This window comes from Bariatricus sp. HCP28S3_F11, assembly GCF_052065395.1.
Taxonomy (GTDB): domain Bacteria; phylum Bacillota; class Clostridia; order Lachnospirales; family Lachnospiraceae; genus Allocoprococcus.
Window position 1 is genome coordinate 38,676 of record NZ_JBQHUC010000018.1, and the last position, 26,969, is coordinate 65,644.

At 45.3% G+C, this 26,969-nt stretch carries 28 protein-coding genes and 1 tRNA gene; 23 read left to right on the forward strand and 6 right to left on the reverse strand.

Annotation, left to right across the window (positions count from 1 at the left end):
• Positions 1-84: 84 nt before the first annotated feature.
• From ACTNBR_RS09730 to ACTNBR_RS09760, 7 genes are all read left to right on the forward strand, one after another.
• Positions 85-1,875, forward strand: coding sequence for a flavin reductase (locus ACTNBR_RS09730; protein WP_441017901.1), 1,791 nt, complete (start codon positions 85-87; stop codon positions 1,873-1,875).
• 247 nt (positions 1,876-2,122) lie between these two features.
• Positions 2,123-2,371 (forward strand): hypothetical protein, encoded by a 249-nt coding sequence (locus ACTNBR_RS09735; protein ID WP_427807763.1) that lies wholly within the window; start codon positions 2,123-2,125, stop codon positions 2,369-2,371.
• A 299-nt stretch (positions 2,372-2,670) separates the two neighbouring features.
• On the forward strand, positions 2,671-3,090 hold the full coding sequence (locus ACTNBR_RS09740; protein ID WP_427807761.1) for an Hsp20/alpha crystallin family protein: 420 nt from the start codon (positions 2,671-2,673) through the stop codon (positions 3,088-3,090).
• 57 nt (positions 3,091-3,147) lie between these two features.
• A complete protein-coding gene (locus ACTNBR_RS09745; RefSeq protein ID WP_427807759.1) occupies positions 3,148-3,609 on the forward strand; it encodes an Hsp20/alpha crystallin family protein in 462 nt (153 codons plus the stop codon).
• A 294-nt stretch (positions 3,610-3,903) separates the two neighbouring features.
• Positions 3,904-5,295 (forward strand): sodium:proton antiporter, encoded by a 1,392-nt coding sequence (locus tag ACTNBR_RS09750; protein WP_427807841.1) that lies wholly within the window; start codon positions 3,904-3,906, stop codon positions 5,293-5,295.
• A gap of 15 nt (positions 5,296-5,310) precedes the next feature.
• Positions 5,311-6,342 carry an AAA family ATPase gene (locus ACTNBR_RS09755; RefSeq protein WP_441017903.1) on the forward strand — a complete coding sequence of 344 codons (1,032 nt, stop codon included), beginning with the start codon at positions 5,311-5,313 and terminating at the stop codon, positions 6,340-6,342.
• Between the two features lie 95 nt (positions 6,343-6,437).
• Positions 6,438-8,465 carry a HelD family protein gene (locus tag ACTNBR_RS09760; protein WP_441017905.1) on the forward strand — a complete coding sequence of 676 codons (2,028 nt, stop codon included), beginning with the start codon at positions 6,438-6,440 and terminating at the stop codon, positions 8,463-8,465.
• 44 nt (positions 8,466-8,509) lie between these two features.
• Here the strand turns inward: ACTNBR_RS09760 and ACTNBR_RS09765 are convergent, their stop codons facing one another.
• From ACTNBR_RS09765 to ACTNBR_RS09775, 3 genes are read right to left on the reverse strand one after another with little or no spacing between them, the layout of a single operon-like run.
• Positions 8,510-9,133 (reverse strand): ABC-2 transporter permease, encoded by a 624-nt coding sequence (locus ACTNBR_RS09765; protein WP_441017907.1) that lies wholly within the window; start codon positions 9,131-9,133, stop codon positions 8,510-8,512.
• A gap of 1 nt (position 9,134) precedes the next feature.
• Positions 9,135-9,977 (reverse strand): ABC transporter ATP-binding protein, encoded by an 843-nt coding sequence (locus tag ACTNBR_RS09770; protein ID WP_441017909.1) that lies wholly within the window; start codon positions 9,975-9,977, stop codon positions 9,135-9,137.
• Positions 9,974-10,351 carry a GntR family transcriptional regulator gene (locus tag ACTNBR_RS09775; protein ID WP_427807749.1) on the reverse strand — a complete coding sequence of 126 codons (378 nt, stop codon included), beginning with the start codon at positions 10,349-10,351 and terminating at the stop codon, positions 9,974-9,976. The genes ACTNBR_RS09770 and ACTNBR_RS09775 overlap by 4 nt, the downstream gene beginning before the upstream one ends.
• A 203-nt stretch (positions 10,352-10,554) precedes the next feature.
• Between ACTNBR_RS09775 and ACTNBR_RS09780 the strand changes: the two genes are divergently transcribed.
• The 14 genes from ACTNBR_RS09780 (at position 10,555) to ACTNBR_RS09845 (ending at position 21,878) form a co-directional block, all read left to right on the forward strand.
• The gene (locus tag ACTNBR_RS09780; RefSeq protein ID WP_441017911.1) at positions 10,555-10,704 is read left to right on the forward strand and encodes a hypothetical protein; all 150 of its coding nucleotides are present in this window, start codon (positions 10,555-10,557) and stop codon (positions 10,702-10,704) included.
• A gap of 77 nt (positions 10,705-10,781) precedes the next feature.
• Positions 10,782-10,864 (forward strand) — tRNA-Leu (locus tag ACTNBR_RS09785).
• Positions 10,865-11,079: 215 nt separating this feature from the next.
• A complete protein-coding gene (locus tag ACTNBR_RS09790; protein WP_441017913.1) occupies positions 11,080-12,042 on the forward strand; it encodes a beta-ketoacyl-ACP synthase III in 963 nt (320 codons plus the stop codon).
• Between the two features lie 87 nt (positions 12,043-12,129).
• Positions 12,130-12,354 (forward strand): acyl carrier protein, encoded by a 225-nt coding sequence (locus ACTNBR_RS09795; protein WP_427807743.1) that lies wholly within the window; start codon positions 12,130-12,132, stop codon positions 12,352-12,354.
• 58 nt (positions 12,355-12,412) lie between these two features.
• On the forward strand, positions 12,413-13,351 hold the full coding sequence (gene fabK, locus ACTNBR_RS09800; RefSeq protein WP_441017915.1) for an enoyl-[acyl-carrier-protein] reductase FabK: 939 nt from the start codon (positions 12,413-12,415) through the stop codon (positions 13,349-13,351).
• Positions 13,344-14,267: an ACP S-malonyltransferase gene (gene fabD / locus ACTNBR_RS09805; protein ID WP_441017917.1), complete on the forward strand. Its 924-nt coding sequence runs from the start codon at positions 13,344-13,346 to the stop codon at positions 14,265-14,267. Before fabK ends, fabD begins: the two co-directional genes overlap by 8 nt.
• A gap of 15 nt (positions 14,268-14,282) precedes the next feature.
• Entirely contained in the window at positions 14,283-15,023 is a 741-nt protein-coding gene (fabG, locus tag ACTNBR_RS09810) for a 3-oxoacyl-[acyl-carrier-protein] reductase (protein ID WP_441017919.1), read from the forward strand.
• A 12-nt stretch (positions 15,024-15,035) separates the two neighbouring features.
• Positions 15,036-16,274: a beta-ketoacyl-ACP synthase II gene (gene fabF, locus ACTNBR_RS09815; RefSeq protein WP_441017921.1), complete on the forward strand. Its 1,239-nt coding sequence runs from the start codon at positions 15,036-15,038 to the stop codon at positions 16,272-16,274.
• A gap of 12 nt (positions 16,275-16,286) precedes the next feature.
• Entirely contained in the window at positions 16,287-16,724 is a 438-nt protein-coding gene (gene accB, locus ACTNBR_RS09820) for an acetyl-CoA carboxylase biotin carboxyl carrier protein (RefSeq protein WP_427807839.1), read from the forward strand.
• A gap of 10 nt (positions 16,725-16,734) precedes the next feature.
• The gene (gene fabZ, locus ACTNBR_RS09825) at positions 16,735-17,163 is read left to right on the forward strand and encodes a 3-hydroxyacyl-ACP dehydratase FabZ (RefSeq protein WP_427807733.1); all 429 of its coding nucleotides are present in this window, start codon (positions 16,735-16,737) and stop codon (positions 17,161-17,163) included.
• 9 nt (positions 17,164-17,172) lie between these two features.
• Positions 17,173-18,537, forward strand: a complete 1,365-nt coding sequence (locus ACTNBR_RS09830) for an acetyl-CoA carboxylase biotin carboxylase subunit (RefSeq protein WP_427807731.1) — start codon at positions 17,173-17,175, stop codon at positions 18,535-18,537.
• Between the two features lie 37 nt (positions 18,538-18,574).
• The gene (locus tag ACTNBR_RS09835) at positions 18,575-20,323 is read left to right on the forward strand and encodes an acetyl-CoA carboxylase carboxyltransferase subunit alpha (RefSeq protein WP_441017923.1); all 1,749 of its coding nucleotides are present in this window, start codon (positions 18,575-18,577) and stop codon (positions 20,321-20,323) included.
• A 19-nt stretch (positions 20,324-20,342) separates the two neighbouring features.
• Entirely contained in the window at positions 20,343-21,410 is a 1,068-nt protein-coding gene (locus ACTNBR_RS09840) for an NAD(P)H-dependent flavin oxidoreductase (RefSeq protein WP_441017925.1), read from the forward strand.
• Between the two features lie 33 nt (positions 21,411-21,443).
• Positions 21,444-21,878, forward strand: coding sequence for a MarR family winged helix-turn-helix transcriptional regulator (locus ACTNBR_RS09845; RefSeq protein ID WP_427818836.1), 435 nt, complete (start codon positions 21,444-21,446; stop codon positions 21,876-21,878).
• Positions 21,879-22,170: 292 nt separating this feature from the next.
• Here the strand turns inward: ACTNBR_RS09845 and ACTNBR_RS09850 are convergent, their stop codons facing one another.
• Positions 22,171-22,890, reverse strand: coding sequence for an NAD-dependent protein deacylase (locus ACTNBR_RS09850; RefSeq protein ID WP_441017927.1), 720 nt, complete (start codon positions 22,888-22,890; stop codon positions 22,171-22,173).
• A gap of 237 nt (positions 22,891-23,127) precedes the next feature.
• On the opposite strand from ACTNBR_RS09850, the gene ACTNBR_RS09855 reads away from it, so the two are divergent.
• Together ACTNBR_RS09855 and ACTNBR_RS09860 are read left to right on the forward strand one after the other, a co-directional pair.
• On the forward strand, positions 23,128-24,048 hold the full coding sequence (locus ACTNBR_RS09855) for a YitT family protein (RefSeq protein WP_427807837.1): 921 nt from the start codon (positions 23,128-23,130) through the stop codon (positions 24,046-24,048).
• Positions 24,029-25,186, forward strand: coding sequence for a YncE family protein (locus tag ACTNBR_RS09860; RefSeq protein WP_441042699.1), 1,158 nt, complete (start codon positions 24,029-24,031; stop codon positions 25,184-25,186). The genes ACTNBR_RS09855 and ACTNBR_RS09860 overlap by 20 nt, the downstream gene beginning before the upstream one ends.
• A gap of 89 nt (positions 25,187-25,275) precedes the next feature.
• Here ACTNBR_RS09860 and sdaAA read toward each other — a convergent pair whose 3' ends face one another.
• Together sdaAA and sdaAB are read right to left on the reverse strand one after the other, a co-directional pair.
• Positions 25,276-26,154 (reverse strand): L-serine ammonia-lyase, iron-sulfur-dependent, subunit alpha, encoded by an 879-nt coding sequence (sdaAA, locus tag ACTNBR_RS09865; RefSeq protein ID WP_441017929.1) that lies wholly within the window; start codon positions 26,152-26,154, stop codon positions 25,276-25,278.
• 12 nt (positions 26,155-26,166) lie between these two features.
• Complete coding sequence (gene sdaAB / locus ACTNBR_RS09870; RefSeq protein WP_441017931.1) at positions 26,167-26,835, reverse strand: L-serine ammonia-lyase, iron-sulfur-dependent subunit beta; 669 nt, start codon at positions 26,833-26,835, stop codon at positions 26,167-26,169.
• Between the last annotated feature and the right edge of the window lie 134 nt (positions 26,836-26,969).

Consider the following 26,969-nt stretch of genomic DNA (forward strand, 5'->3'; position numbering starts at 1 on the left):
AACATAATAAGACATAGGACTAGTCATTACACTCATGATTTGATACAATACCTTATAGCAAACAGCGAAAAGGAGAGGACGATAATGGAGATTACAAACGACATTAAATACGTAGGTGTCAATGATCATGAAATTGACCTGTTTGAAGGTCAGTATGATGTTCCGAACGGCATGGCATACAATTCCTATGTTATTGTGGATGAAAAAGTAGCCGTTATGGATACCGTAGATGCAAGATTTCAGCATGAATGGCTGGATCAGATCGGTGCTTTACTGGGAGACCGCCAGCCGGATTATCTGATTATTCAGCATATGGAACCGGATCATTCCGCAAATATTGCGAATTTCATGGATATTTACAAAGAAACGAAGATCGTATCCAGTGTGAAAGCTTTTGCAATGATGAAACAGTTTTTCGGAACCGATTTCGCAGATAGACAGATCGTGATCAAAGAAGGAGATACGTTGGAACTCGGAAAGCATACCCTGGCATTTGTTGCTGCGCCTATGGTTCACTGGCCGGAAGTTATGGTGACATATGATACCTGTGACAAAGTGCTGTTTTCCGCAGACGGTTTCGGTAAATTCGGCGCTCTGGATGTAGAAGAGGACTGGGCATGCGAAGCTCGTCGTTATTATATCGGAATCGTAGGAAAATACGGCGCTCAGGTACAAAATCTTCTGAAGAAAGCAGCAGGACTGGATATTCAGACGATCTGTCCGCTGCACGGACCGATTTTGAAAGAAAATCTGGGATATTACCTTGGACTTTACAACACATGGTCTTCTTACGAAGCAGAATCAGAAGGAATTGTGATCGCTTATACTTCCGTATATGGCAATACAAAGAAAGCCGTCAATGCACTGGCAGATAAACTCCGTGCAAAAGGCTGCCCGAAAGTAGAACTGCATGACCTTGCACGTACGGATATGGCTGAAGCTGTGGAAGATGCATTCCGCTACAACAAGCTGGTACTTGCCACTACGACTTATAACGCAGATATTTTCCCGTTCATGCGCGAATTTATCAATCATCTGACCGAACGCAATTATCAGAAGAGAACGGTGGCATTTATCGAAAACGGCTCCTGGGCTCCGATGGCTACAAAGGTTATGAAAGGCATGCTGGAAAAGAGTAAAAATCTGACCTATACAGAGAATACAGTACGTATCATGTCAGCACTGAATGAAGAGAGCAGTGAGCAACTTGAGAAACTGGCTGATGAGCTTTGTGCAGACTATATTGCACAAAATGCAGATACAGCGAATAAAAATGATCTGTCTGCACTTTTCAACATCGGATACGGGTTGTATGTGATTACATCCAACGATGGAAAGAAGGATAATGGTCTGATCGTAAATACGGTATCTCAGGTTACGAATACTCCGAACCGGGTCGCTGTAACGATCAATAAGGCAAATTATTCTCATCATGTAATCAAACAGACAGGAGTCATGAATCTGAACTGCTTGTCTACGGAGGCACCATTCCGTGTATTTGAAAGATATGGTTTCCAGAGCGGAAGAACGGTTGATAAATTCGAAGGCGTTGAAACACTTCGCTCTGATAATGGACTGGTATTCCTGCCGAAATACATTAATTCCTTCATGTCGTTAAAGGTAGAACAGTATATAGATCTGGATACACATGGAATGTTCATCTGCAGTATTACAGAATCCCGTGTGATCTCTAATGTGGAAACGATGACCTATACTTACTATCAGAATTATGTAAAACCGAAACCACAGACTGAAGGAAAGAAAGGATTTGTCTGCAAGATCTGCGGTTATATCTATGAAGGCGATGAACTGCCGGAAGACTTTATCTGCCCGCTGTGCAAGCATGGAGTGGCGGATTTTGAGCCGATTGCGTAGAGGAAGATGTGTGGTTGTGCGTAACACGCAATAAGAATATTGAATCAGAAGATGCCCTGAAATGCCGAAACTGAACGGTGTTTTGGGGCATCTTTTATGTTGATTTAGAACAGTAAGGAATTGTATTTCGTATTTCCTTATGTTAGAATACAGACAAAGCATTTAGTTCTATTTGTCTAAGCGAAAAGTGTCTGATTTTATCTCATACATCAGAATTTTTTAGAAATCTCAATGCTTGCAGATATTTATGCGAACATTACGAAAAATGCGAATCTGTACGGGACACAATGAAGAATTGATGAATATGCGCCAGACCCGCGCGGAGGGGTATGAGGATGGCGAAGCCGCTGGAATGATAAAGGGCGAAGCGATTGGAAGGCAGCAGATTAATCAGTTGAATATTCTTCTTGAAGAGCAGAATCGGACGGTAGATATCATAAAAGCAGCAAATGATCCGGAGTATCAGAAGAAATTATTGGAAGAATTTTCACTATAAGGAGTTATAAGCGAGTTCTGAATTTAGAAGAAAAGATAATTAGAAAATAAAGAATAGAAACAGTCATTGCAGAATATTGGACGCTGTATTTCAATTCCTGCAATGGCTGTTTTTGATTCTGAGGAGAGAAAAAAAATTTAAAAAAATTAGCACTCACCTATTGACAGTGCTAACAATAAGTGTTATATTACAACTAGAACAAGGGAAGAGGAAAAATAAAAGAACAGAAACTGAATCTCGAAGTTCAAATCTACAAACAATATAACATACATATATATTTTAAGAAGGAGCGATGCTTTATGTTAATGCCTAGTATTTTTAGAAACGATGTATTTGATAACTTTTTTGAGGATCCATTCGGAAGTTACGGGGCAACGGATTTGATGAGTACAGATATCCAGGATAAGGATGGCGCATATGAGATTACGATGAATATCCCGGGTGCGAAGAAAGAAGATGTACAGGCAGAACTGAAAGATGGTTACCTTACCATTCATGCTTCGGTAAATGCGAAGAGAGATGACAAAGATGAGAAAGGACATTACATCCGCAGGGAAAGATATTCAGGAACCGGAAGCAGAAGTTTCTTTGTAGGAGATGATGTGACGGAAGAAGATATCAAAGCAAAATTCGAAGACGGAACACTGAAGATGATAATCCCGAAGAAAGAAGCCAAACCTGCCGTTGAGACAAAAAGGTTTATTTCGATTGAAGGATAATGGATAACAGATAACAATAGTATATTAATTGATTTGAATTGAATGGAGGAATGACTTATGATGACACCGAGTATTTTTGGAAATGACTTTTTTGATGATTTTTGGAGTTTCCCGTTTTATAATGACAAAGATGTAAAGAGAATGGAAAAGAAAGCCTATGGGCGTGGCGCTAAAAATATCATGAAAACGGATATCAGAGAGCATGATACAGGATATACGATTGAAGTGGAGCTTCCGGGCTTTAAGAAAGATGAAGTAAAGGTATCGCTGGAAGATGGATACCTTACGATCAATGCTGCGAAGATGCAGGAGGAGAATGAGAAGGATAAAGCGACCGGAAAATACATCCGTCAGGAACGTTTCTCCGGAGCTTGCCAAAGAAGCTTCTATGTAGGTGAAGATCTGACGGAGGAAGATATTAAAGGAGAATTTAAGCATGGCATTTTGAAACTGGAGATTCCGAAAAAGGAAGCAAAGCCCGTAGTAGAGACGAAAAAGTATATCACGATTGAAGGATAATTTTTTAGGACTCTCTTATATCAGTGAAATAAAGGAGCACGCTGCAGACTTTACCGTCGGCAGCGTGCTTTTTCTGAGCATTTAGCTGTTTATAAAAACCGATAAATGGAAAAAATTAGTGAATCTGACGATGTATTATTTACTCTTCGTGTGCTATATTAGGAGTGCCCCAAAGGGCGGTCATTGTATGAGAATACTTTGAGAAAATGAGTCAGGGAGGGTGTTAGCTTGAAAAAACGATATTATTTTATGACTACTTTGTTCACTCTTATTTTAGTCAACCTAGCAAGTCCAATGGCGGTATTGGCAGCGGATCATGCTGTAAAAAAGGCAGAGGCAATCGTTCCGCCGCTTTGGATGTGTATTCCGTTTGCCGGACTTCTTCTTTGTATTGCAGTTATGCCACTGATCAAACCGGCGTGGTGGGAGAAACATCAGCCGTGGGCCGTGATTTTGTGGTCTGTTCTTTTTGTGATACCTTATGCGGTTGTATATGGGATGGGGACTGCCGCAGAAACAGTTCTGGAATGTATCATCGGGGATTATTTAACATTTATTGTGCTTTTGTTCGGACTTTTCTGTGTGGCTGGTAATATTACGATGGAAGGAGACCTTGCAGGTTCGCCCAGAGTGAATGTGATATTACTTACACTTGGAACCGTTTTGTCAAGTCTGATCGGAACGACGGGAGCAAGTATGCTGATGGTGCGCCCGGTCATAAAGATGAACTCGTGGCGTAAGAAGAGAGCACATATCATGGTGTTTTTCATTTTCCTGGTGTCCAATATCGGAGGGTGTCTGACACCGGTGGGAGATCCGCCGCTTTTGATGGGATTTTCCAGAGGAGTGCCGTTTTTTTGGAGCCTGCATCTGTTCCCGATTTTACTCTTTAATATGGCAGTATTATTAACAGTATTTTATTGGATCGATCGTCGTGCGTATTGCAGGGATATTGCTTCAGGGCGGATGCCGGATATCAGCAGACCGGGCACAAAGATTACGATCAAAGGTCTGCATAATATTATTTTTCTTGTGATGATCGTTGCAGCTGTTATACTGAGTGGCGTGTTGCCAGAGCTCCCGCTTTTCCGGGATGCGTCGGGAAATGTAAAAGGAATTCCTGTGTTTGGAAGTGTCACACTGACCTGGCCTGCGATAATCGAAATGGCGATCATTCTTCTGGCAGCATTTCTGTCATTTAAAACGACGGATCAAGAAGTGCGGAAGAAAAACCATTTCACATGGGGAGCAATTCAGGAAGTTGCGGTGCTTTTTATTGGCATATTTATCACGATGCAGCCGGCGCTTATGATTCTTAAGAGTATGGGGGCGAGTCTGGGGCTTACCAAACCGATGGAAATGTTCTGGGTGACCGGTGCGCTTTCCAGTTTTCTGGATAACACGCCGACCTATCTTGTGTTCCTTACAACGGCAGGCGTTATGGGATTCACAAAAGGAATTGCGACTACACTGGGAACGGTTCCGGTGAAAATGCTGACGGCGATTTCCTGCGGCGCGGTATTTATGGGAGCGAACACATACATTGGAAATGCTCCGAACTTTATGGTGAAATCCATTTCAGAAGAAAATGGTATTCGTATGCCGTCATTTTTCCATTATCTGTTATGGTCTGTTTGTGTATTGGTTCCGGTGTTCCTGCTGGATACACTCGTGTTTTTTAGATAGGGAGGGGAAGAGTATATGCAGAATAGTAATAACAGCCTGTTAAGGCTGGCAGAACGAATTTATGATTTGGATGCAAAAGTATATGAAAGTCTGGGTTCTTCTCTGGGACGAGTGTTTAATGGAGACAGAGAACGGTGCATCAATGATATTGTCGAGAGACTGCGTGAGAGAAATGAAGGGCATACGCTGAGAAGCGAGCTTGCCCTGATCAGCAACATGGCGCGCACGATTCGGGAAAAACCGGTTCGAAGCGAAATTATGAGAGAATACGATCACATTTTGAAAGCAGTGGAAGAACTCCCTACCAGTTTCGCAGAGGGGGATGTTCTGGATGTCAAACGTGCGAAACTGAATACTTTGACACAGCGGTTCGGGGAAAAGGACCATATGATCATCTGTATCGGACGAACATATGGATGTGGAGGAAGTGAGATCGGATTCCAGCTGGCAGATGCGCTGAAAATCAATTATTATGACGTGGAAATATTCAATGAGGTACTCCGGAGACTGGAGGCGGAGAAGGATACTGTCTATGACAAGGGAGGATATCCGTACATTCATGATGAGGAGAACCGCGCACGATATGTTGGAACCAGCCAGGCATTTACAAAAGCTCAGAAGGTAACGCTGGCACAGAGACTGGAAGAATTCAACCGGTATCACGGACTGCCGAAGAAAGATGCTGTTTTCTTTAATCAGAGTAAACTGCTCTGCGATATGGCAAAAGAAGAGGATTTTATTATCATGGGCCGGTGTGCTGATGTGATTCTGGCAAATAATAACATTCCTCATATCAGTATTTTTATCACGGCGCCATTTGAGCGGCGGGTACAGCGGGTCATGGAGGTCAATAAGAATCTGACAGAAAAACAGGCCCGGAGAATGTTGCATGCATTGGATCGAAAGCATGTGGATTATTATAAATTCTATACCGGACTGGAATGGGGAAAGGCATCGAATTATGATCTGCTGATCAACAGTTCCAGTTATGGAATCAATGGTTCGGTTGATCTGATCCTGCGAATGTTGAAGAAAAAAGAAGAGTAACATTTTGACCTTTCCTATCTTTCGTGGCTGTGTTAAGATAGTACGTACGGGAGAAATGCCCGGGTGAAAATGAGATGCAGGAAGGGTAGAACTATATGACGAGAGGCACAGAGTTTCTGAATGAGGTGACAGAAAAACTCAGGAAGAAGATTCGGGAAATAGGGGAGACGATCCAGACGGTTCGGAAAGACATCGAAGGTATGAATGAGTATTATTGGGAAAACTATACCGAGATGGATCAGTACGGATATGAGAATTTTGATAATCAGCAGGCGCTTCTTGCGCAGGTCAATGCGAATCAGGAAAATCAGCGAATGAAGAGCCGCCTGCTTAAAATGCTTGATTCGCCTTTTTTCGGAAGTGTGGATTTTGTATATGCCGGAGAAGATGAGGCGGAGACATTCTATATAGGAATCGGAAATTTTGCAGAAGAGCGCGGGAGAGTTCCGCTGATCTATGATTGGAGAGCTCCGGTCAGCAGTCTGTTTTATGATTATGATAAAGGTCCGGCATCTTATGAAGCGCCTGCGGGCGTTCTGGAGGGAGAGATCTGCTCGAAGTGGCAGTACAAGATCCGGGGCGGCCGGATGATCTATGAATTTGAGAGTGATATGAAGATCGATGATGATATTCTGAAACAGGAGCTGGGAGAAAGCAGTGATGTCAAGCTGAAGAATATCGTGCGCACGATTCAGAAAGAACAAAATGAGATCATACGGAATACAAAGGATAAGATCATGATCATTCAGGGGGCGGCAGGCAGCGGGAAGACATCTGTCGCGCTTCACAGGATCGCGTATTTACTGTATCATGACAGGAAAAGACTTAAGTCATCTAATATTCTGATTCTGTCTCCGAACAGTGTCTTTGCGGATTATATTTCCCATATTCTTCCGGAACTGGGAGAAGAAAATATTCAGGAGATGAGCTTCGATTTATTTGCCTATCGGGAACTTCAGGATGTGGCTGCGGACTGTGAGGACCGGTATCATCAGATAGAAAGAAGAATGCAGGGAATTACGGAGGAAGAAGAGGCGAGATTCCAGTGGAAGCAGTCAGAGGCATTTGTCGGAGCGGTAGAAGGATTCCTGGTCGGTCTGGAGGATGAACTGGTCGATTTGAAAGACGTTGAATACAAAGGAATGGTCAAAACAGAAGAAGAACTCCTGAAATTGTTTTATTTTAAATTCGGTGAAGTGCCGCTTTTGTCAAGAATGGACGCGGTGATGGAGTATTTCGTGGATGAATATGAGACGCTTTATGGAAAAACGCTCTGTGAAGATGAGCTGGAATTGATTCGGGAAACGTTCCGGAACATGTATGTGACGACCGATGTTTATGAAATCTATAACCGGCTTATGGAGGCGAATGGACTTCCGGCCTTGCCGCCGGTTCCTTTGGAAAAGCGGCTGCTGGAATATGAAGATGTATATCCGATGCTGTATTTGAAATACCGCCTTTGCAAAGGAGAATCCAGACGAACGATTCGTCATCTGGTGATCGATGAGATGCAGGATTATTCTTATTTGCAGTATGTGATACTGGAAAAGCTGTTCGACTGCAGGATGACGATTCTGGGAGATAAAGCACAGACGGTGGATACGCGTCAGCAGGATGTGCTGAAGTTCCTTCCGAAAATCTTTGGAAGAGATGTGCGAAAGATTGAAATGAACAAAAGTTACCGGAATACGATAGAAATTGCAGAGTATGCGCGGAATGTGTCTGATGTGAAAGGAATTGAATATATGCAGCGGCACGGAAAGCCGGTGGAGGAAATGACTTGCAGTACGCCTGCGGCGGCTTTGGATGATATACTGGGGAAGGTTCGGATCGGCGGCGACAGATATGAGACAGCGGCTGTGCTGACTATGACGGAGCGTGAGGCGAAAGAAGCGTTTTCCTATCTGAAAAATCAGAGGGAAGACGTCTGTTATATTGATCGGGATAGTTCGGTATTCCGTAAAGGAATTACGGTTACGACATATTATATGGCAAAAGGGCTGGAATTCGATCAGGTCTTTGTTGCAGGCGCTCAGGAGAAGAATCCGTTTTTTAAGCAGTTCCGCTATATCTGTGCGACAAGGGCGCTGCATGAATTGTATGTGTATGAACTCGCCCAGTAATAAGCATAGAGATGAGAAAGAGGCATCGTGTGATGCCTCTTTGTTTACAGTTCTTTTTTTTCATAGATCCGGATGGAGAGGAGCCATGAAAGGACAAACAGAATAGATGCGCCGGCAGGTATCGCGAATGCCGGGATCCTGTTCGGAAGGGAAATATTCATCTCTTCACTGATGTTGATCATAAGGGTGCCAACTACACAGGTTACGATGATAATAATGTAATAGGCCAGACGCCCCTTTTCAGAACCGAATTTGAAAATGACCGGCAGCAGAAGCGAATCGCAAAGCAGCCCGGCAGCATGAAGTGTGAGCCCTGAAAAAAATGTTTCCTGGGTAAATGTGCTGTGGGATACAACACATCTCAGAAGCATTCCTGCAAAGGAAAAAATCCACACACTGCTTATCAGAATCAGTGCCATCAGATATTTAACGGATACCAGCTGTGCCCTGGAATAGGGGAACGTCTCACTGTAGATCGTCCATTTGCTTCTCTCGTCATAGGCAAGCAGCGTGACCGGAATCATACTGGCAAAGACGATCGGATAGAGGGTGAAAAAGAAGTTCCCATCGGCAAATACGGATACCGCAATAAATATAAAAATGATAAAGAAGAAGGAGCGGCAGTATTTGCGCGTCATATACATATCTTTCAGAAGCAAACCTTTCATCTTATCTTACCTCCTTAACCATGAAAATGAAGAGTTCTTCGATTGTTACCGGACTGACCGGGATACCGGCAGGAACAGCGTCCCGGCGGATCAGTACTTCGATTCCGTAGGCAGTCCGTTTCTCGCCTTTGATAGCAGCAGGGTCAAGTTCACGGAATTGTTCATAAGAGCAATGGATGATACCATATTCTTCCAGAAGGATATCTTTTTCCTCGCACAGCAGCAGTTTACCTTTATGAAGAAAAGCAATGTAATCGCAGAGCTTTTCCAGATCACTGACGATATGGGATGAAATCAGAATGGAATGACTCTCATCTCTTGTAAATTCACTGAACATGTCTACTACTTCATCACGGACAACCGGATCCAGACCGCTGGTTGCCTCGTCAAGGAGCAGAAGCTTCGGATGGTGTGAGAGCGCAACGGCGATCCCGAGCTTCATCTTCATTCCGCGGGAAAAATCACTGAAAGGTTTATTCTCGGGAATTGATAACTTGACCAGAAGCTGCCTATACATAGCAGAATCCCAGCGCGAAAACGTGTATTTCATAATGTTGTCTGCCTGTTTGGCGGTCAGACATTCCGGAAAACCGACTTCATCCAGGACGACTCCGATATCTTCTTTGGCCTGCAGCGGAATATGTTCGCTGTCATGACCGAGAAGCGTGATCGTACCGGAATCCTTGTGGATAATATCCAGGATCAATTTGATCGTCGTACTCTTGCCGGCCCCATTCTCCCCGATGAGTCCCAGGATACATCCGTTTGGCAGCGTTAGATTCAGATTATCCAGAGTAAAATCCCGGTAGCTTTTGGTAAGATTTTTGATTTCCAGTGCATTCATAATGATTCCTCCCAACTCAAATGAAACATTTCTATAAGGTCTTCCTTACTGAGATTGCAGGAAGCTGCAAGCTGATTGATCTTCTGCATATATTCCTCGATCTTCTTCAGGTTTTCTTCACGCAGAAGTTCCACATTCTTGGGTGCGACGAAGCATCCCTTTGCGGCGATCGTGTATATAAATCCTTCCCGTTCCAGTTCATCATAGGCCCGCTTTGTCGTGACGACGCTGATTCTTAGATCCTTCGCCAGATTGCGGATGGAAGGCAGGGCTTCATCCTCCTTAAGGTCGCCGCTGATGATCTGATTCTTAATCTGGGAATAGATCTGATCATAAATAGGTGCGCCGTTTTTGTTGTCAATAAAGATATTCATGAGACTCTATCACCTCGGTTGATTAATCTGTATATATACAGTATACACAGTTGGTACAGGTATGTCAATGTTATATTTGTATTTTGAATAGAAATATGTTCTGAACCAAAAAGGTACTTTGATAGTTTAATAAGGCTTTACACTGATAAAAAATATCCCTATAATATAGATAAGAACAGGCTATATGAAAGGGGTGTGAAAGGATGAATGAGCACATGCCATCAGATATGCAATATAAGGACGGATTAAGAAAAGATAAGTTTTTGAATGATTTAGTAATCGAAGCCATTAAAAATGGTGATACGAAAAAAGCTTTGGAATACCTTGATTTATTCTGGGTAATTAAAATATGATGGGAGCGAAAAAAATAATTTTTTTGATTTTCCTCTTGCATTTTTAAAAATGATGTGGTAATATACCTATTGTTGACGCGGAAGTGTCGGAATGGCAGACGAGCTAGATTCAGGTTCTAGTGCTCGCAAGGGCGTGTGGGTTCAAGTCCCATCTTCCGCATAAATAGATGAACGAGAATACATGAGAATGTGTTCTCGTTTTTTCTTTCTTCAAATCTTATTTCTATTCTTGTTAGATTACCAAAATAATTCATGTCGAAAAGAAAATCAAAAAACCTCTTGCCAAACGCTTCTATATATGTTATATTGTCAAATGATTTGAAACTCAAAGTATTTTAAATCAAAAATATTTACATTTAAAACCAAGAGGACAGTATGAGAGGAAAAATATGTGGTACCGGAGCGTACGCCCCGGAAAACTTTTACGACAATCATGACATAGCGAAAATAGTGGAGACCAGTGATGAGTGGATTCGTGAACGAACCGGGATTGTGAGAAGGCATATTGCAGATGAAGACACAACGATGAGTATGGCTGTTAAGGCTGCCAGGGCGGCTCTGGAGAATGGAAAAGTAGAAGCGAAAGAATTGGATCTGATCCTGACAGCAACGATCACACCGAATACAATCATTCCTTGTGTGTCGTGTGAAGTTCAGAAGGCACTGGGGGCAGAGAACGCGACCTGTTTTGATATGAGCGCTGCGTGCGCAGGGTTTGTGTTTGCCTATAATGCTGCGCAGGCATATATCGCATCAGGAATGTACAGAACCATTCTGATCATAGGAAGTGAGACGCTTTCTAACATCGTGAACTGGGAAGACAGAGGAAGCTGTATCCTGTTCGGCGACGGTGCGGGAGCCGCAGTGATTCGCGGGGAGGAAGGAGAAGTTTTCCCATGTGTGACACATTCAGATGGTACTATGGGAGAGGTACTGGCCTGTGAAAGCCGACATCAGAAGGGCTGGGAAGAAAAAGAGGCAGCAAAGCAGACTTACTTATCGATGGATGGTAAGGAAGTGTTTAAATTCGCAGTGAAGAAAGTCCCGGAAGTGATAGAAGAACTCCTTGGCAGGACAGATTATGTAAAAGAGGATATCGACTGGTTTGTCCTTCATCAGGCGAATCAGAGAATTATCGAATCGGTGGCAAAGAGAATGAAAATTGATATTTGTAAATTCCCGATGAATATTTCTGAATTTGGAAATACATCTTCTGCCAGCATTCCGATTCTTCTGGATGAAATGAACCGAAGCGGAATGCTGCAAAAAGGGCAGAGGATTGTTATAGCAGGATTTGGAGCAGGGCTTTCCTGGGGAGCATCCCTTATTGAATGGTAACAAGGTAATAGCTGTCGGCGCAGGCGCAGGACGGATTACATATATGATTAAATAGAAAAAATGAAAAGAGAAGAAGGAGACAATCACATGTTAGAGAAAGTAAAAGCAATCGTAGCAGAAGGTTTAGGAGTAGACGCAGCAGACCTTACAGAGGAAACAACGTTTGAATCACTTGGAGCAGATTCTCTGGATCTTATGGACATGGTTATGTCATTTGAAGATGAGTTCGGTGTGGAAATCGATACAGAAGCGATCGGTGATCTTACTACGATCGGCAGCGTTGTAACTTACATCGAAGGATTAGAGAAATAAATCCGAATAAGTGAATCATTAGTCAGAGTAAGTCATTTAAGAAAAAAGAGGTTGTAATATGAAGACAGAAGTAACCGAATTACTTGGAATAGAGTATCCGATTATCCAGGGAGGAATGGCCTGGGTTGCTGAGTATCATCTTGCGGCCGGCGTATCAAATGCCGGTGGGCTTGGACTCATTGGAGCTGCGAGTGCCCCGGCAGAATGGGTACGCGAACAGATCAGAGAAGCAAAGAAACTGACTGACAAACCATTTGGTGTCAACATTATGCTCATGAGTCCTTATGCGGATGAAGTGGCAAAAGTGGTAGCGGAAGAAGGCGTGAAGGTGGTTACCACTGGTGCTGGAAATCCAGAGAAATATATGAAAATGTGGAAGAAAGCAGGGGTTAAGGTCATCCCGGTTGTGGCTTCCGTTGCACTTGCAAAAAGAATGGAGCGCTGCGGTGCGGATGCGCTGGTAGCGGAAGGAACAGAAGCGGGAGGACATATCGGCGAGAATACGACGATGGTTTTGGTTCCGCAGATCGTTGATGCGGTGAACATTCCGGTTATTGCTGCGGGTGGAATTGCAGACGGAAGAGGAATTGCGGCTGCATTTATGCTTGGAGCAAGAGCGGTACAGATGGGAACCCATTTTGTGGCAACGAAAGAATCTATGGTTCATGAAAATTATAAAAAAGCAATCCTTAAAGCAAAGGATATCGATTCCAGAGTAACCGGCAGAACAACCGGCCATCCGGTACGTGCTCTGAGAAATCAGATGACGAAACAGTATCTGGATATGGAGAAAGCGGGAGCAGGCTTTGAGGAACTGGAGCAGCTGACTCTGGGTGGACTTCGCAAAGCGGTCGTAGACGGCGATGTTGTAAACGGCAGCGTGATGGCCGGACAGAGTGCGGCAATGGTGAAAGAAATCCTGAGCTGTGAGGAGCTGATCCAGAAGCTGGTGAAGGAGACAGATGCGCTGATCGGAGGACTGAATATCTATGGCTAAGATTGCATTTATTTACCCGGGGCAGGGCGCCCAGAAAGCCGGCATGGGAAAAGATTTTTATGAAAATAGTGAACTTGCAAAGGCTGTCTATGATAAGGCGAGCGAACTTTTGCAAATAGATATGAAAGCATTATGCTTTGAAGAAAATGAGAAACTGGATCTGACCGAATATACACAGGCAGCGCTTGTGACGACTTGCCTTGCCATGACGAAGGTTGTGGAGGAAAGAGGTCTGAAACCGGATGTGACGGCGGGACTTAGTCTTGGCGAGTATTGCGCGATCAGCGTCTCTGGAGGCATGAAGGAAGAGGATGCAATTTATCTGGTGAGAAAAAGAGGGATTCTGATGCAGAATACGGTTCCGGCAGGAGAAGGCGCCATGGCGGCAATCCTTGGAATGGATGCATCGGTAATCGAAGAAGGGATTAAGGATTTGGAAGGAGTCACGGTGGCAAATTACAATTGCCCGGGCCAGATCGTTATCACCGGTGAGACGAAAGCGGTGGAGAAAGCGGCAGAAATATTAAAAGAAGCGGGAGCTAAAAGGGCGGTGCTTCTGAATGTCAGCGGTCCGTTCCATTCACCGATGCTGAAACAAGCAGGTGAAGAACTTGCGAAAGAAATGGAAAAAGTAGAAATGGAACCACTTCAGATTCCTTATGTGACAAATGTAACGGCCGAATATGTAACCGACATTCGTGAAACGAAGAAACTTCTGGCTGAACAGGTTGCGGCTTCCGTGCGCTGGCAGGAAAGTGTAGAGCGTATGATCGCGGAAGGCGTGGATACGTTTGTAGAAATCGGGCCGGGCAAAACGCTGGCAGGGTTTCTGAGGAAAATTGACCGCAGCGTAAAGGTTTACAACATTGGAACCTGGGAAGACATAGACAAGGTGGTCTTGGAATTGACTGTTTAGTAGAGGAGAAGAAATATGTTAAACGGAAAAATCGCAGTAGTGACCGGTGCATCCCGCGGAATCGGGAAGGCAATAGCAATGAAGTTTGCGCAGCTTGGAGCGACGGTGGTCATTAATTATAACGGTTCTGCACAGAAAGCGGAGGAAGTAAAACAAAGTATTATAGCAGATGGCGGCCGGGCCGTGATCAAGCAGTGCAATGTGGCGGACTATGACGCGTGCGAAGCATTTATTAAGGAAGTGATCGATCAGTTCGGCAGAATCGATATTCTTGTAAATAATGCAGGTATCACGAAAGACGGATTGATCATGCGGATGAGTGAGGAAGACTTTACGAATGTTGTAGACGTGAATCTGAAAGGAACTTTCCACTGCATAAGGTTTGCGTCCAGACAGATGATGAAGCAGAGAAGCGGAAGAATCATTAATATGTCTTCTGTAGTGGGAATTTCCGGAAACGCAGGACAGATCAATTACGCAGCATCAAAAGCAGGTGTGATCGGCATGACAAAATCCGCGGCAAAGGAACTTGCGAGTCGTGGAATTACGGTGAATGCGATTGCTCCGGGATATATTGAAACGGATATGACGAATGTGTTATCCGACAAAGTGAAAGAAGAAACTTTGAAACAGATTCCTTTGGGACGTATGGGGCAGACAGAAGATATTGCAGCGGCAGCGGCATTTCTTGCATCCGACGAAGCAGGGTATATCACAGGACAGGTGCTCGCGGTAGACGGCGGCATGGCGATATAGGAGGGTGGAAATATGAAACGCAGAGTAGTGATTACAGGTCTTGGAGCGATTACGCCGATTGGAAATACGGTAGATGAATTTTGGGAAGGAATCAAAGAAGGCAGATGCGGAATCGGTGCGATCACCAAATTTGACACATCAAATTATAAAGTAAAGATCGCGGCAGAAGTAAAAGGATTTTCTGCGAAGGAACGCATGGATTTTAAAGCGGCAAAACGTATGGAAACATTCTCACAGTATGCGGTTGTGGCTGCAAAAGAAGCCTGTGAGGATGCCGGTTTCGAGATTGAAAAGGAAGACCCGTACCGCTGCGGTGTGATCATCGGTTCCGGTATCGGAAGCCTTCAGCAGATTGAAAAACAGTACACCACGATTCTGCAGAAGGGGCCGGGAAGAGTTGCTCCTTTGATGGTTCCCATGATGATCTCCAATATGGCAGCCGGAAATGTTTCGATTCAGCTTGGACTGAAGGGAAAATGCACAAATGTTGTCACAGCCTGTGCGACCGGAACCAACTGTATCGGTGATGCGTTCCGTGCAATCCAGTACGACGATGCGGATGTGATGTTTGCAGGCGGAACCGAAAGCTGTATCTGTCCGACTGGTGTGGCAGGATTTACCGCGCTGACTGCGCTTACGACCAGTGAGGATCCGAAGAGAGCTTCCATTCCGTTTGATAAGGACAGAAGCGGGTTCGTTCTCGGAGAGGGGGCAGGCGTGGTCGTTCTGGAGGAACTGGAACATGCAAAGGCCAGAGGCGCGAAGATTTATGCAGAGCTTGTAGGATACGGTTCCACCGGAGATGCATACCATATTACTTCCCCGGCGGAGGATGGAAGCGGAGCTGCCAAAGCGATGGAACTTGCCATGGAAGAAGCAGGTGTGACTCCGTCGGAGGTTCAGTATATTAATGCACACGGAACCAGCACACACCACAATGATCTGTTCGAGACCTATGCGATCAAGAGAGCATTCGGTGATGCGGCAAAAGATCTTGTAGTCAACTCGACGAAATCCATGATCGGTCATCTGCTCGGTGCGGCAGGCGCGGTAGAGTGTGTGACTTGTGTAAAATCCATCCAGGACGGATTCATTCATCAGACGATCGGAACAAAAGAAACAGATGAGGAATGTGATCTGAACTATGCAGTCGGTGCTCCGGTGGAAAAGGAAATCAAATATGCAATGAGTAATTCTCTGGGATTTGGCGGACACAATGCGGTCCTGCTGATGAAAAAATATGAAGGTTAGAGGTGCAGGATGATGGAATTAGAGAATCTGGTGAAATTAATTCAGGCCGTTTCCGATTCGGCACTGAGTGGCTTTGAATATGAAGAAGGAAATGTAAAACTGAATATCCGAAAAGAAAAAGAACCGGTAAAGGGTACGAATGAAAACGTTCAGGTTGTTACAATAGAACAGAAAACGCAGGCCGCGAAAGCAGAGATCCCGGCGATGGAACCGAACGGAAATCTAGTTAAATCTCCACTTGTCGGAACATTTTACGCTGCACCGGCAGAAGATGCCCAGCCTTTTGTGTCTGTGGGCGACCGTGTGAAGAAGGGGCAGACTGTGGCAATCGTAGAAGCAATGAAACTGATGAATGAAATTGAATCTGAATTTGACGGTACTGTTACAGAAGTGCTGGTAAAGAATGGGGAAGCCGTAGAATACGGACAGCCGTTATTCAGAATTGCGTAAGGAGGCAGCGATGAAACATTTGGGTATTACAGAGATTAAAGAAATCATTCCGCACAGACATCCGTTTCTGCTGGTGGATTACATTGAGGACTATGAACCGGGCGAGTATGCCATCGGGTACAAATGCGTTACATACCGTGAGGATTTCTTTGCGGGACATTTCCCGCAGGAGCCGGTCATGCCGGGCGTTCTGATCGTGGAAGCACTGGCGCAGACCGGAGCAGTAGCGGTTCTGATGCAGGAAGAAAACAAAGGAAAGCTCGGATATTTCGGGGGAATCAAGAACTGCAAGTTCCGCCGCAAGGTCGTTCCGGGAGATAAGCTGAAACTGGAGGCGAGAATCATCCGGCAGAAAGGCCCTCTGGTCATCGGGGAAGGAATTGCCTCTGTTGACGGAGAAGTGGCTGTAAAAGCAGAGTTGTCGCTGATGATCGGATAGGGGATAGATATGATTAGGAAAATACTGATTGCCAATCGTGGCGAGATTGCGGTGCGTATCATTCGTGCGTGCAGAGAAATGGGAATCGAGACGGTTGCGGTGTATTCGGAAGCTGACAAAGAGGCGCTTCACACACAGCTTGCAGACGAAGCAGTCTGTATCGGACCGGCGCCGTCCTCAGACAGTTATCTGAATATGGAACAGATCATCAGTGCGACGATTATTTCGGGAGCCGATGCGATTCATCCCGGATTCGGATTCTTGTCTGAAAACAGCCGTTTTGCAGAACTGTGCGAACAATGCAATATTATTTTCATCGGGCCGGGAGCCGATGTGATCCGCAGCCTTGGAGACAAATCCCAGGCGCGAACCACAATGGTACAGGCAAATGTGCCGGTCATTCCGGGAAGTGACCATGCGATTTATGATGCAGAAGAAGGCGCAAAGATTGCAGAAGAGACCGGGTATCCGGTGATCATCAAAGCAGCACTTGGAGGCGGCGGCAAGGGAATGCGCGTGGCACAGACGCCGGACGAATTTGAAAATGCATTCCACACTGCGCAGTCAGAAGCAAAGGCAGCGTTCGGAGACGGCACCATGTATCTGGAGCATTTTGTACAGCATCCGAAACACATTGAATTTCAGATCCTTGCAGATAAATACGGAAATGTCATCCATCTGGGAGAACGTGACTGTTCGATTCAGAGAAACCATCAGAAACTGGTGGAGGAATCCCCGTGTATGGCCATTTCCGAAGAACTTCGTGCGGAAATGGGAGCCGCAGCAGTTCGCGCAGCCAAAGCGGCCCATTATGAAAATGCCGGTACCATCGAGTTCCTTTTGGAAAAGACCGGAAAATTCTATTTTATGGAAATGAATACCCGGATCCAGGTGGAGCATCCGGTGACAGAGTGGGTGACCGGAATTGATCTGATCAAGGCTCAGATTCGCATTGCTGACGGAGAAAAACTTGCAATAAAGCAGGAAGACGTGCATTTGACAGGTCATGCCATCGAGTGCAGGATCAACGCGGAAAATCCGGCAAAGAATTTCCGCCCATGCCCGGGTACCATTCGGGATATGTACCTCCCGGGAGGAAAAGGGGTGCGGATCGATTCCGCTATTTACAGTGGTTACAGCGTACCGCCATATTATGATAATATGCTGGCGAAACTGATTGTTTTCGCAAAGACCCGTAAAGAAGCTGTCAGAAAGATGCAGTGTGCGCTTGGTGAGATCATCATTGAGGGAATCGATACAAATGTTGATTATCAGTATGAGATCATGAGCCACCCGGATTATCAGGATGGGAATTTTGATATAGAGTTTGTAGCAGAAAAAGAACAGGAACTTCTGGGAAATACAGAGGTCTAGCAGTTAGGAATGCAGCAGGAGTCAGGAGAGTAGAAAAATGCAGTTGGCAAATATGTTTAAAAAGGGAATCAACCTTGGGAAAAATGAAGGATCCGGTAAGCGAATGACATCTCCGGAAGTGCCGGAAGGAATTCTGAAAAAATGTAATGCCTGTAAAGCGGCGATTTTCACGGAAGATGTGAAAAAAGGATACTATATTTGTCCGAAATGCGGAAATTATTTCAGAGTACATGCGATGCGACGCATAGAAATGATCGCTGATCCAGATACATTTGAGGCATGGGACGAGGGCCTTACCTCCGGAAATCCACTGCATTATAAAGGCTATGAAGAAAAGGTAAAAATGCTTCAGGAGAAGACCGGGCTGGATGAGGCGGTTGTGACCGGTAAGGCAAAAATAGAAGGACGTGAAGTGGCGCTGGCTGTATGTGACGGACGATTCATGATGGCAAGTATGGGGAAAGTAGTCGGTGAGAAGATTACACGTGCTGTTGAGCGCGCGACGCAGGCAAAGCTTCCGGTGATTATCTTTGCATGCTCGGGAGGAGCGAGAATGCAGGAGGGAATTCATTCTCTGATGCAGATGGCCAAGACTTCTGCAGCCTTAAAACGGCATCATGACGCCGGACAGCTCTACATCAGTGTTTTGACAGATCCTACGACAGGAGGGGTTACAGCAAGTTTTGCCATGTTAGGAGATATCATTCTGGCTGAACCAAATGCGCTGATCGGTTTTGCGGGACCGCGTGTGATTGAACAGACCATCGGACAAAAACTTCCGAAAGGGTTCCAGAGATCTGAATTTCTTCTGGAACACGGGTTTGTGGATAAGATTGTAGAACGAAAAGAACTGCGTCAGACACTTGCTCAGCTTGTAAGCATGCATGAGGCGGGGAAAATGTCACAATTTACGGAAAGCTCAGAAGGACGTACAAAGCGGAATTTGGAAGAAAATGTAGGAAAGGACAATACCGGACTGGAAGAACACAGAGAAACTCCAAAGGCGAAAAGCGCCTGGGAGCGTGTTCAGATTTCCCGGCTGAAAGACAGACCGGTAGGTTCCGATTATATTGATGCTTTATTTACAGATTTTGCAGAACTTCATGGTGACCGATACTACAAGGACGACAAAGCGATCATCGGAGGAATTGCACGGTTTCATGGCATGCCGGTGACGGTCATTGCGCAGGCTAAGGGAAGAAATACGAAAGAAAATATTGAACGGAATTTCGGTATGCCGTCTCCGGACGGATACAGAAAAGCACTGAGACTGATGAAACAGGCGGAAAAATTTGCACGCCCGATCATCTGCTTTGTAGATACTCCGGGTGCATTTTGCGGACTGGAGGCAGAAGAACGCGGACAGGGAGAAGCGATTGCCAGAAACCTGTTTGAAATGTCCGGTCTGAAAGTTCCGGTGCTTTCGGTTGTGATCGGAGAAGGTGGAAGCGGCGGAGCGCTCGCCATGGCAACCTCGGATGAAGTCTGGATGCTGGAGAACTCCATTTACTCTATCCTGTCACCGGAGGGCTTTGCAAGTATCCTGTGGAAAGACAGCAAACGCGCGGAAGAAGCTGCAAAAGTCATGAAACTTACAGCAGCCCACCTGTATCAGGCGGGAATTGTGGAGAAAGTTTTTGAAGAACCGGAACATCTGACTGTGGAAAATATGGGAGGATTGACAGGAGAGATGGACAGGTCCATACAGGAATTCCTGAAAAAATATGGAGCTTTGTCAACAGAAGAGCTGACGGAAAAACGATATCAGCGCTTCCGGAACATGTAGAAAGGTACGGGGTACAGATATGGAATATCCATCATTGAAAATAGGAAATCTGACGGCGAAAAAACCATTGATCCAGGGCGGAATGGGAATCGGAATCAGTCTCTCAAATCTTGCCGGAAATGTTGCCAAAGAAGGTGGAATCGGGATCATTTCCGCTGCACAGATCGGATTTCGTGATCCTGATTTTGAGAAAGATTCCAAGGCGGCAAATTTAAGAGCCATTCACAGTGAACTCGAAAAAGCCCGCGCAATTGCGCCGGAAGGCGTGATCGGTTTTAATATTATGGTTGCCATGCAGCACTATGGAGAATATGTGCGCGAAGCAGCAAGGGCAGGCGCAGATCTGATCATATCCGGAGCCGGTCTGCCGACAGAACTGCCTGAATTCGTAAAAGGTACGGATGCAAAGATCGCTCCGATCGTATCAACAGAAAAATCCGTGAAAGTGCTCCTCAAATACTGGGACAAAAAATACAGCCGCACCGCAGACCTGGTCGTCATAGAAGGGCCAAAAGCCGGAGGACATCTTGGATTTGACGAGGCACAGCTGGAACAGTTCGATCAGAACACATATGATGAAGAAATCAGGAAGATCATCAAAGCCGTAAAATCATACGAAGAGAAATATAACTGCAGAATTCCGGTCGCACTGGCAGGCGGCATCAGCGATGCAAACGCAGCCAGACACGCATTTGAGCTTGGAGCCGATGCAATCCAGGTAGCCAGCCGCTTTGTAACCACATGGGAATGCGACGCAGACATCCGGTATAAAGAAAGCTATCTGAACGCCGCACCGGAAGATATCCTGATCGTAAAAAGCCCGGTAGGAATGCCCGGAAGAGCCATCGCCAATCCCTTCATCCGACACATCATGGAAGGAGAGCGCCGTCCTCCCAAAAAATGTCTTGCATGCATCAAAACATGCAACCCGGCAAAAACACCATACTGCATTACAGAGGCTCTCATCAACGCGGCAAAAGGCAACATTGAAAATGCATTACTTTTCTGCGGCGCTGATGCATGGAAAGCAGAAAAAATAGAAACTGTAAAAGAAGTGATTGATTCTTTGTTCGAAAGCTGTGTATAATAAAAGAAAAACAAGTACCAGAGGAGAAAATTCGTGGACGCATACGAGAGCATTAACAAATTATTTGTACATTTGTTCAACGATATATTAGAATTAGAAGAAAAAGCGGTCATCACCGAAGAATTCAAAGACCTGACGAACAACGATATGCATATCATCGAAGCCGTCGGTCTCGGAGAAGGAGATAAAATGTCCAACATCGCCCGCAAACTCGGAATCACCGTAGGCTCACTCACCACCTCCATGAACGCCCTGGTCAACAAAAAATACGTCCTCCGCGAACGAAGCGAAGAAGACAGACGCGTGGTCAACATCCACCTCACCCCCAAAGGCGAAAAAGCCTACCACCACCACGCCGAATTCCACAAAAAAATGGTAGAAGCCATCCTGGAACACATCACCGAAGACGAGATTCCCGTCCTCACCAAAGCTCTCGAAGGCCTTTACCAATTCTTCAAAACCTGCTAACAACAGGTCCCATAAGGCATAATCCCGTTTAAACTCAGAGGGCTGCGCTTCCCAAAGAAGCCGCAGCCCCCTTCATATGTACCAATATCTCCCGTCTTATACTTATCCCACGTACAACATAAGAATCTCAGCCCCCACACTCCCCGGTTTGATTCCGGACCGTGGAAAACGCCGGCACTTGATGGCAGGAGTCGCCGGCAGGCGACAACCTGGCATCATAGTACCGCTGCGTTTTCCCCCGAGCGAAAGCGAGTCCGGAATAAAACCGGGGAGCGTGGGGGCGTCCCTCTTCTCAACAACAAATTTTAGAAAGCACTTCCCCAATCGGTTCATGTATCGTAAGCGATGCTCCCACTTCCCGAGCCGTAGTATTCTTATTGATCACAACCAGGTTCTTTCCCCGGAAATAATCAATAAATCCCGCAGCAGGGTAAACGACCAAGGAGGTTCCACCGATAATCAGCATATCAGCATTTGCGATCGCACTGATACTTTTCTGAATAATAACGGAATCTAACCCTTCTTCATAGAGCACGACATCCGGTCGGATGGTCCCTCCACATTCACATTTTGGAATTCCGTCAGAATTTTTAACATAGGCGGCATCGTACTTTTTACCGCAGCGCATACAATAATTGCGATGAATGCTTCCGTGCAGTTCCAGTACGTTTTTACTGCCTGCTGCCTGATGAAGACCGTCGATATTTTGTGTGATCACGGCCGTCAGTTTTCCGGCAGCCTCAAGTTCAGCGAGCTTATAGTGTGCCGGGTTCGGTTTCGCATCAAGAAACATCATTTTCTCTTTGTAAAATTCATAAAAAGCTTCTGTGTTTCTCATGAAAAATGAATGGCTTACAATCTGTTCCGGAGAGTATTTGTATTGCTGCTGATACAGGCCGTCAGCGCTGCGGAAGTCCGGAATATTACTTTCGGTGGAGACCCCCGCACCGCCGAAGAATACAATATTATGACTTTCATCGATCATTTCCTGAAGTTGCTCAATCTGATTCATATGATACCTCTTTTCTTCTGGCAGATTCCGGGCAAAATCGGTACTGCCCTGCCATAAAACTATATCTTTATTATAGCTCAGAATAAAAGAATGGGACATAGTATTTTCGAATAAAAAATACAGAAAATATTGAAATATCACTTGTTATGCAATAACTCCGCGAGTATACTATTACTGTTGTAAAGATGCACATCGGGGAAGGTGCATAGGAAAGAATCAAAATATCGGGAGAGAATGATGAAAATAAAAGATATGAAGAATTGGGGAATGGTATTACTGGGGAATACGATTTATGCATTGGCAATCGTAGTGTTTATTTTGCCGAGTTCGCTGATTATGGGAGGAACAACCGGAATCGGTCTGACGCTTGGACATTATTTGAATGTTCCGCTGCATACATTTGTAATGATTTTTAATGTGCTGATGTTTTTGGTCGGGGCACTTGCTCTGGGAAAAAAATTTGCATTAACGACACTGATCAGTACATTCTATTACCCGGTGATTCTTGGCGCTTTTCAGAACATCCCGGTATTATCTGATATTACAACAGACCGCATGTTATCTACGATCTGCGGAGGACTGATGATCGGATTTGGAATCGGAATTGTGATTCGAGCGGGAGCATCGACCGGTGGTATGGACATACCGCCACTGGTGCTTAACAAGTATTTTGGAATTCCGGTATCGGTTCTGATGTATGCTTTTGATTTCGCGATCCTGCTCATGCAGATGATGTTTTCCGATAAAGAACAGATCATCTATGGAATTCTGCTGGTATTGGTCTATACCATGGTTTTGGACAAAATCCTTTTGATCGGGACAACGAAGACGCAGGTCAGCATCGTTTCTGAAAAATATAATGAGTTAAATGCACAGATTCAGGAAAAACTGGATAGGGGAACCACTTTATTCCATGTGCAGACGGGGTATCTGAAAAATGAGCAGAAAATGATCATGACGGTGGTTTCAAACCGGGAACTGGTGCGTCTGAACCGACTCGTACAGGAAACGGATCCGGAAGCATTTATGGTGATCGGGCATGTGAATGAGGTAAAGGGAAAAGGTTTCTCCTCTCAGAAAGAATATAAAGACGAAGTGACTGCAAATGAAGGAAAAGAAACACAAGGATACACAGGAAATGGCGGGCAGAACAGATAACCCGTCGAAAAAAGAAAAAAAGAAACGAATCAACTGGAAAAGATTCCGGCGCAGGCTTGCAGCGTTTCTGATTGTTGCCGCTATCGGGACGGGTTACTGGTATTATGCGTGGGAGTACCGTGCCGAGACAGAGCCGGAAACGGAACTGACCGAGACGAATACAGATCCTGTTTATACGATGGAACGATATCTGAGGACCTTGAAGCGGAACAGCACGGTTTATGAATATGCGTGCGATGAAGATGAGGCGGATGAGGAATACGGAACTTACGTTGTGCCGGGACTCAAGGCGACCAGGACGATTCAGTATAAGAAAGAAGGCACGCCGCATGTCTGTACGTCCATGACGCCGCAGGGGCTGGCGATTACGGAGGATTATGTCCTGATCAGTGCGTACTGCAGAACGAAGGAGCATAATTCTGTCATTTATGTGATTGATAAGAAAACGCATGAGTATGTAAAAGAAATCGTGCTGGGGACCCGGGCTCATGTCGGTGGAATGGCATATGACACCATGAATCATAATCTCTGGATCACCGGGCAGGGTTCTACCTGGGCGCAGGCAAATGCAATTACGCTGAAGCACCTGGAAAGTTATGATTTTACGGAGAATTATCAGCCCATTGAATTTGATCTCTCATACAATCTTTACCGGATTCAGAGGGCCTCTTTTATGACCTATCATGACGGAGCGCTCTTCGTAGGATTTTTTACCAAGGATAATGCGAGTATTATTGAGAAATACCTGATCAACGCAGACGGAACCTTGTATGAAAAATCGGATATGAATCTGAAGCGGACGGTAGGAGTGATCGATCCGGTGGCATGTGCTGTGAGTATGCAGGTGATTTCAGGAAAAGTTCAGGGGATGGCATTTTACAATAATAAGATCCTGCTTACGATATCCTGGGGGATCATGCCTTCGGAAGTACAGATATTTAATTATTCAAGATATGGAATTCTGTCATCTTCAGAGGCATATAAGACGATCAAATTTCCGGAACGTCTGGAGCAGATCTATCAGGACGGAAGCAGTATTTATGCCTTGTTTGAGTCGGCGGCGTATTCCTACAGGATGGCATCGTGGAATCAGATTGACAGGGTGATTAAACTGAACGGAAGCAGGCTGGTGTATTAATTTTGAAAATATAGAGGATAGCAAAAAGAAAAACCCGTGGAATTTCATGTGTAAAAAGAATTCCACGGGATTTTTTTATTTCCGAATCATTAAGCCTTGGAGCAGGCATGACATCCCAAAGCGCATCCGGTCGGTGTTCCGGCGCATCCGCCCATTGCTGTCTCGCGAAGCTCGAACGGAATACTTTTGCCTACGCGGTACATTGCTTCGGCCATCTCATCAAACGGAATCGGGTGAGTGACACCGGAAAGGGCAAGTTCTGCACAAGTGATTGCGTTTGCAGCACCGATGGAGTTACGGCTCTGACATGGAGCTTCGACCAGTCCGGCGATCGGATCGCATACCATTCCGAGCAGGTTGGACATGGCGATCGATGCAGCCTCAAGCGACATTTCCGGTGTTCCGCCCATGATTTCCACAACCGCACTGGCAGCCATGGCGGAAGCTGCACCAACCTCAGCCTGACATCCGGCTTCGGCGCCGGATACAGATGCATTTCGCATCAGAATATAACCGATTGCGGAGGCATTCAAAATCGCAGAATGCAGGAGTTCATTTGACAGCTGTTTTTCTTCCTGCAGTGCGAGTAGTACACCCGGGAGTACACCGGCAGAACCGGCGGTGGGGGCGGCAACGATCAGTCCCATGGAGGCGTTGACCTCCAGAACGGCCATGCTGTAGGAAATTGCCTTACTCATTAGAGAACCGCAGATACTTCGGTCTGTCTTGCCGAAGTCTGAAACCTTCTTAGCTTCTCCACCAATCAGGCCGCCCATAGAACGTTTCGGCTGCATCAACGGTTCATTCACAGCATCCTTCATGATGGTCAGTACCGTTTTCAGTTTTTCGTCAATTTCCTCGGAAGTGAGTGTTCCGCAAGTAATCTCTCGGGTCTTCATGACCTCGGAAATACTGATATTTTCTTTGTGACAGAGTTCCAGTAATTCTTGTCCGTTTCTAAAATCCATTGTCCTCACCTCCTACATCTGAACCAGCATCAGTTCATGGACATTTTCATTTGTCCGAATATCATCCAGAATGCTCTCCGGAATGGGTTCGTCGGATTCTACTACTGTATAAGCAGTAGCACCCTTATCTTCCCGGAACAGGCGCATGAAAGCGATATTTACATTCTGGTTGCTGAGACACTGGGTAATATGTGCAACGACACCCGGAGTATCGAGCTGTTTTACGATGAGTGTACTGTATTCTCCGGTAAATTCCACATCGATATTACCAATACGCACGATCTTTATCTTGCCGCCCCCGATGGATTCCCCGCGAACCATCAGTTCGTAGCCGTTAATTCCGGTCATTGCGATATCGGCAGTATTCGGATGATCGGTTACCGTCTCCTCATCAATGATGTACTCATACTCCACACCGAATTCTTTCGCGAGCTCGAAAGCATCGCGGATTCTGGCGTCATCTGTGGAAAATCCAAGAATTCCGCCCAGTAGTGCGCGATCGGTACCGTGGCCGTGATAGGTTTTGGCAAAAGAACCGTAGAGGGTAAAGGTTACCTTTTTAATCGGTTTCGGACACATTTTGCGTGCCAGCAATGCCATGGAAACAGCACCCGCGGTGTGGGAGCTGGAAGGCCCGATCATGTTGGGACCAATGACATCAAAAATACTTAGAAAGTTCATATTTTCATCCTCCAATTGTGTTTGGTACTGTAAAGTTTTACAGTCCTATTTTTCTTTAAAACCTTATATTTTCAAGGATTTCATCACTTTTTACGAATAAAAAAGCAATGACCCCCCTTTTTCATGTATAATGT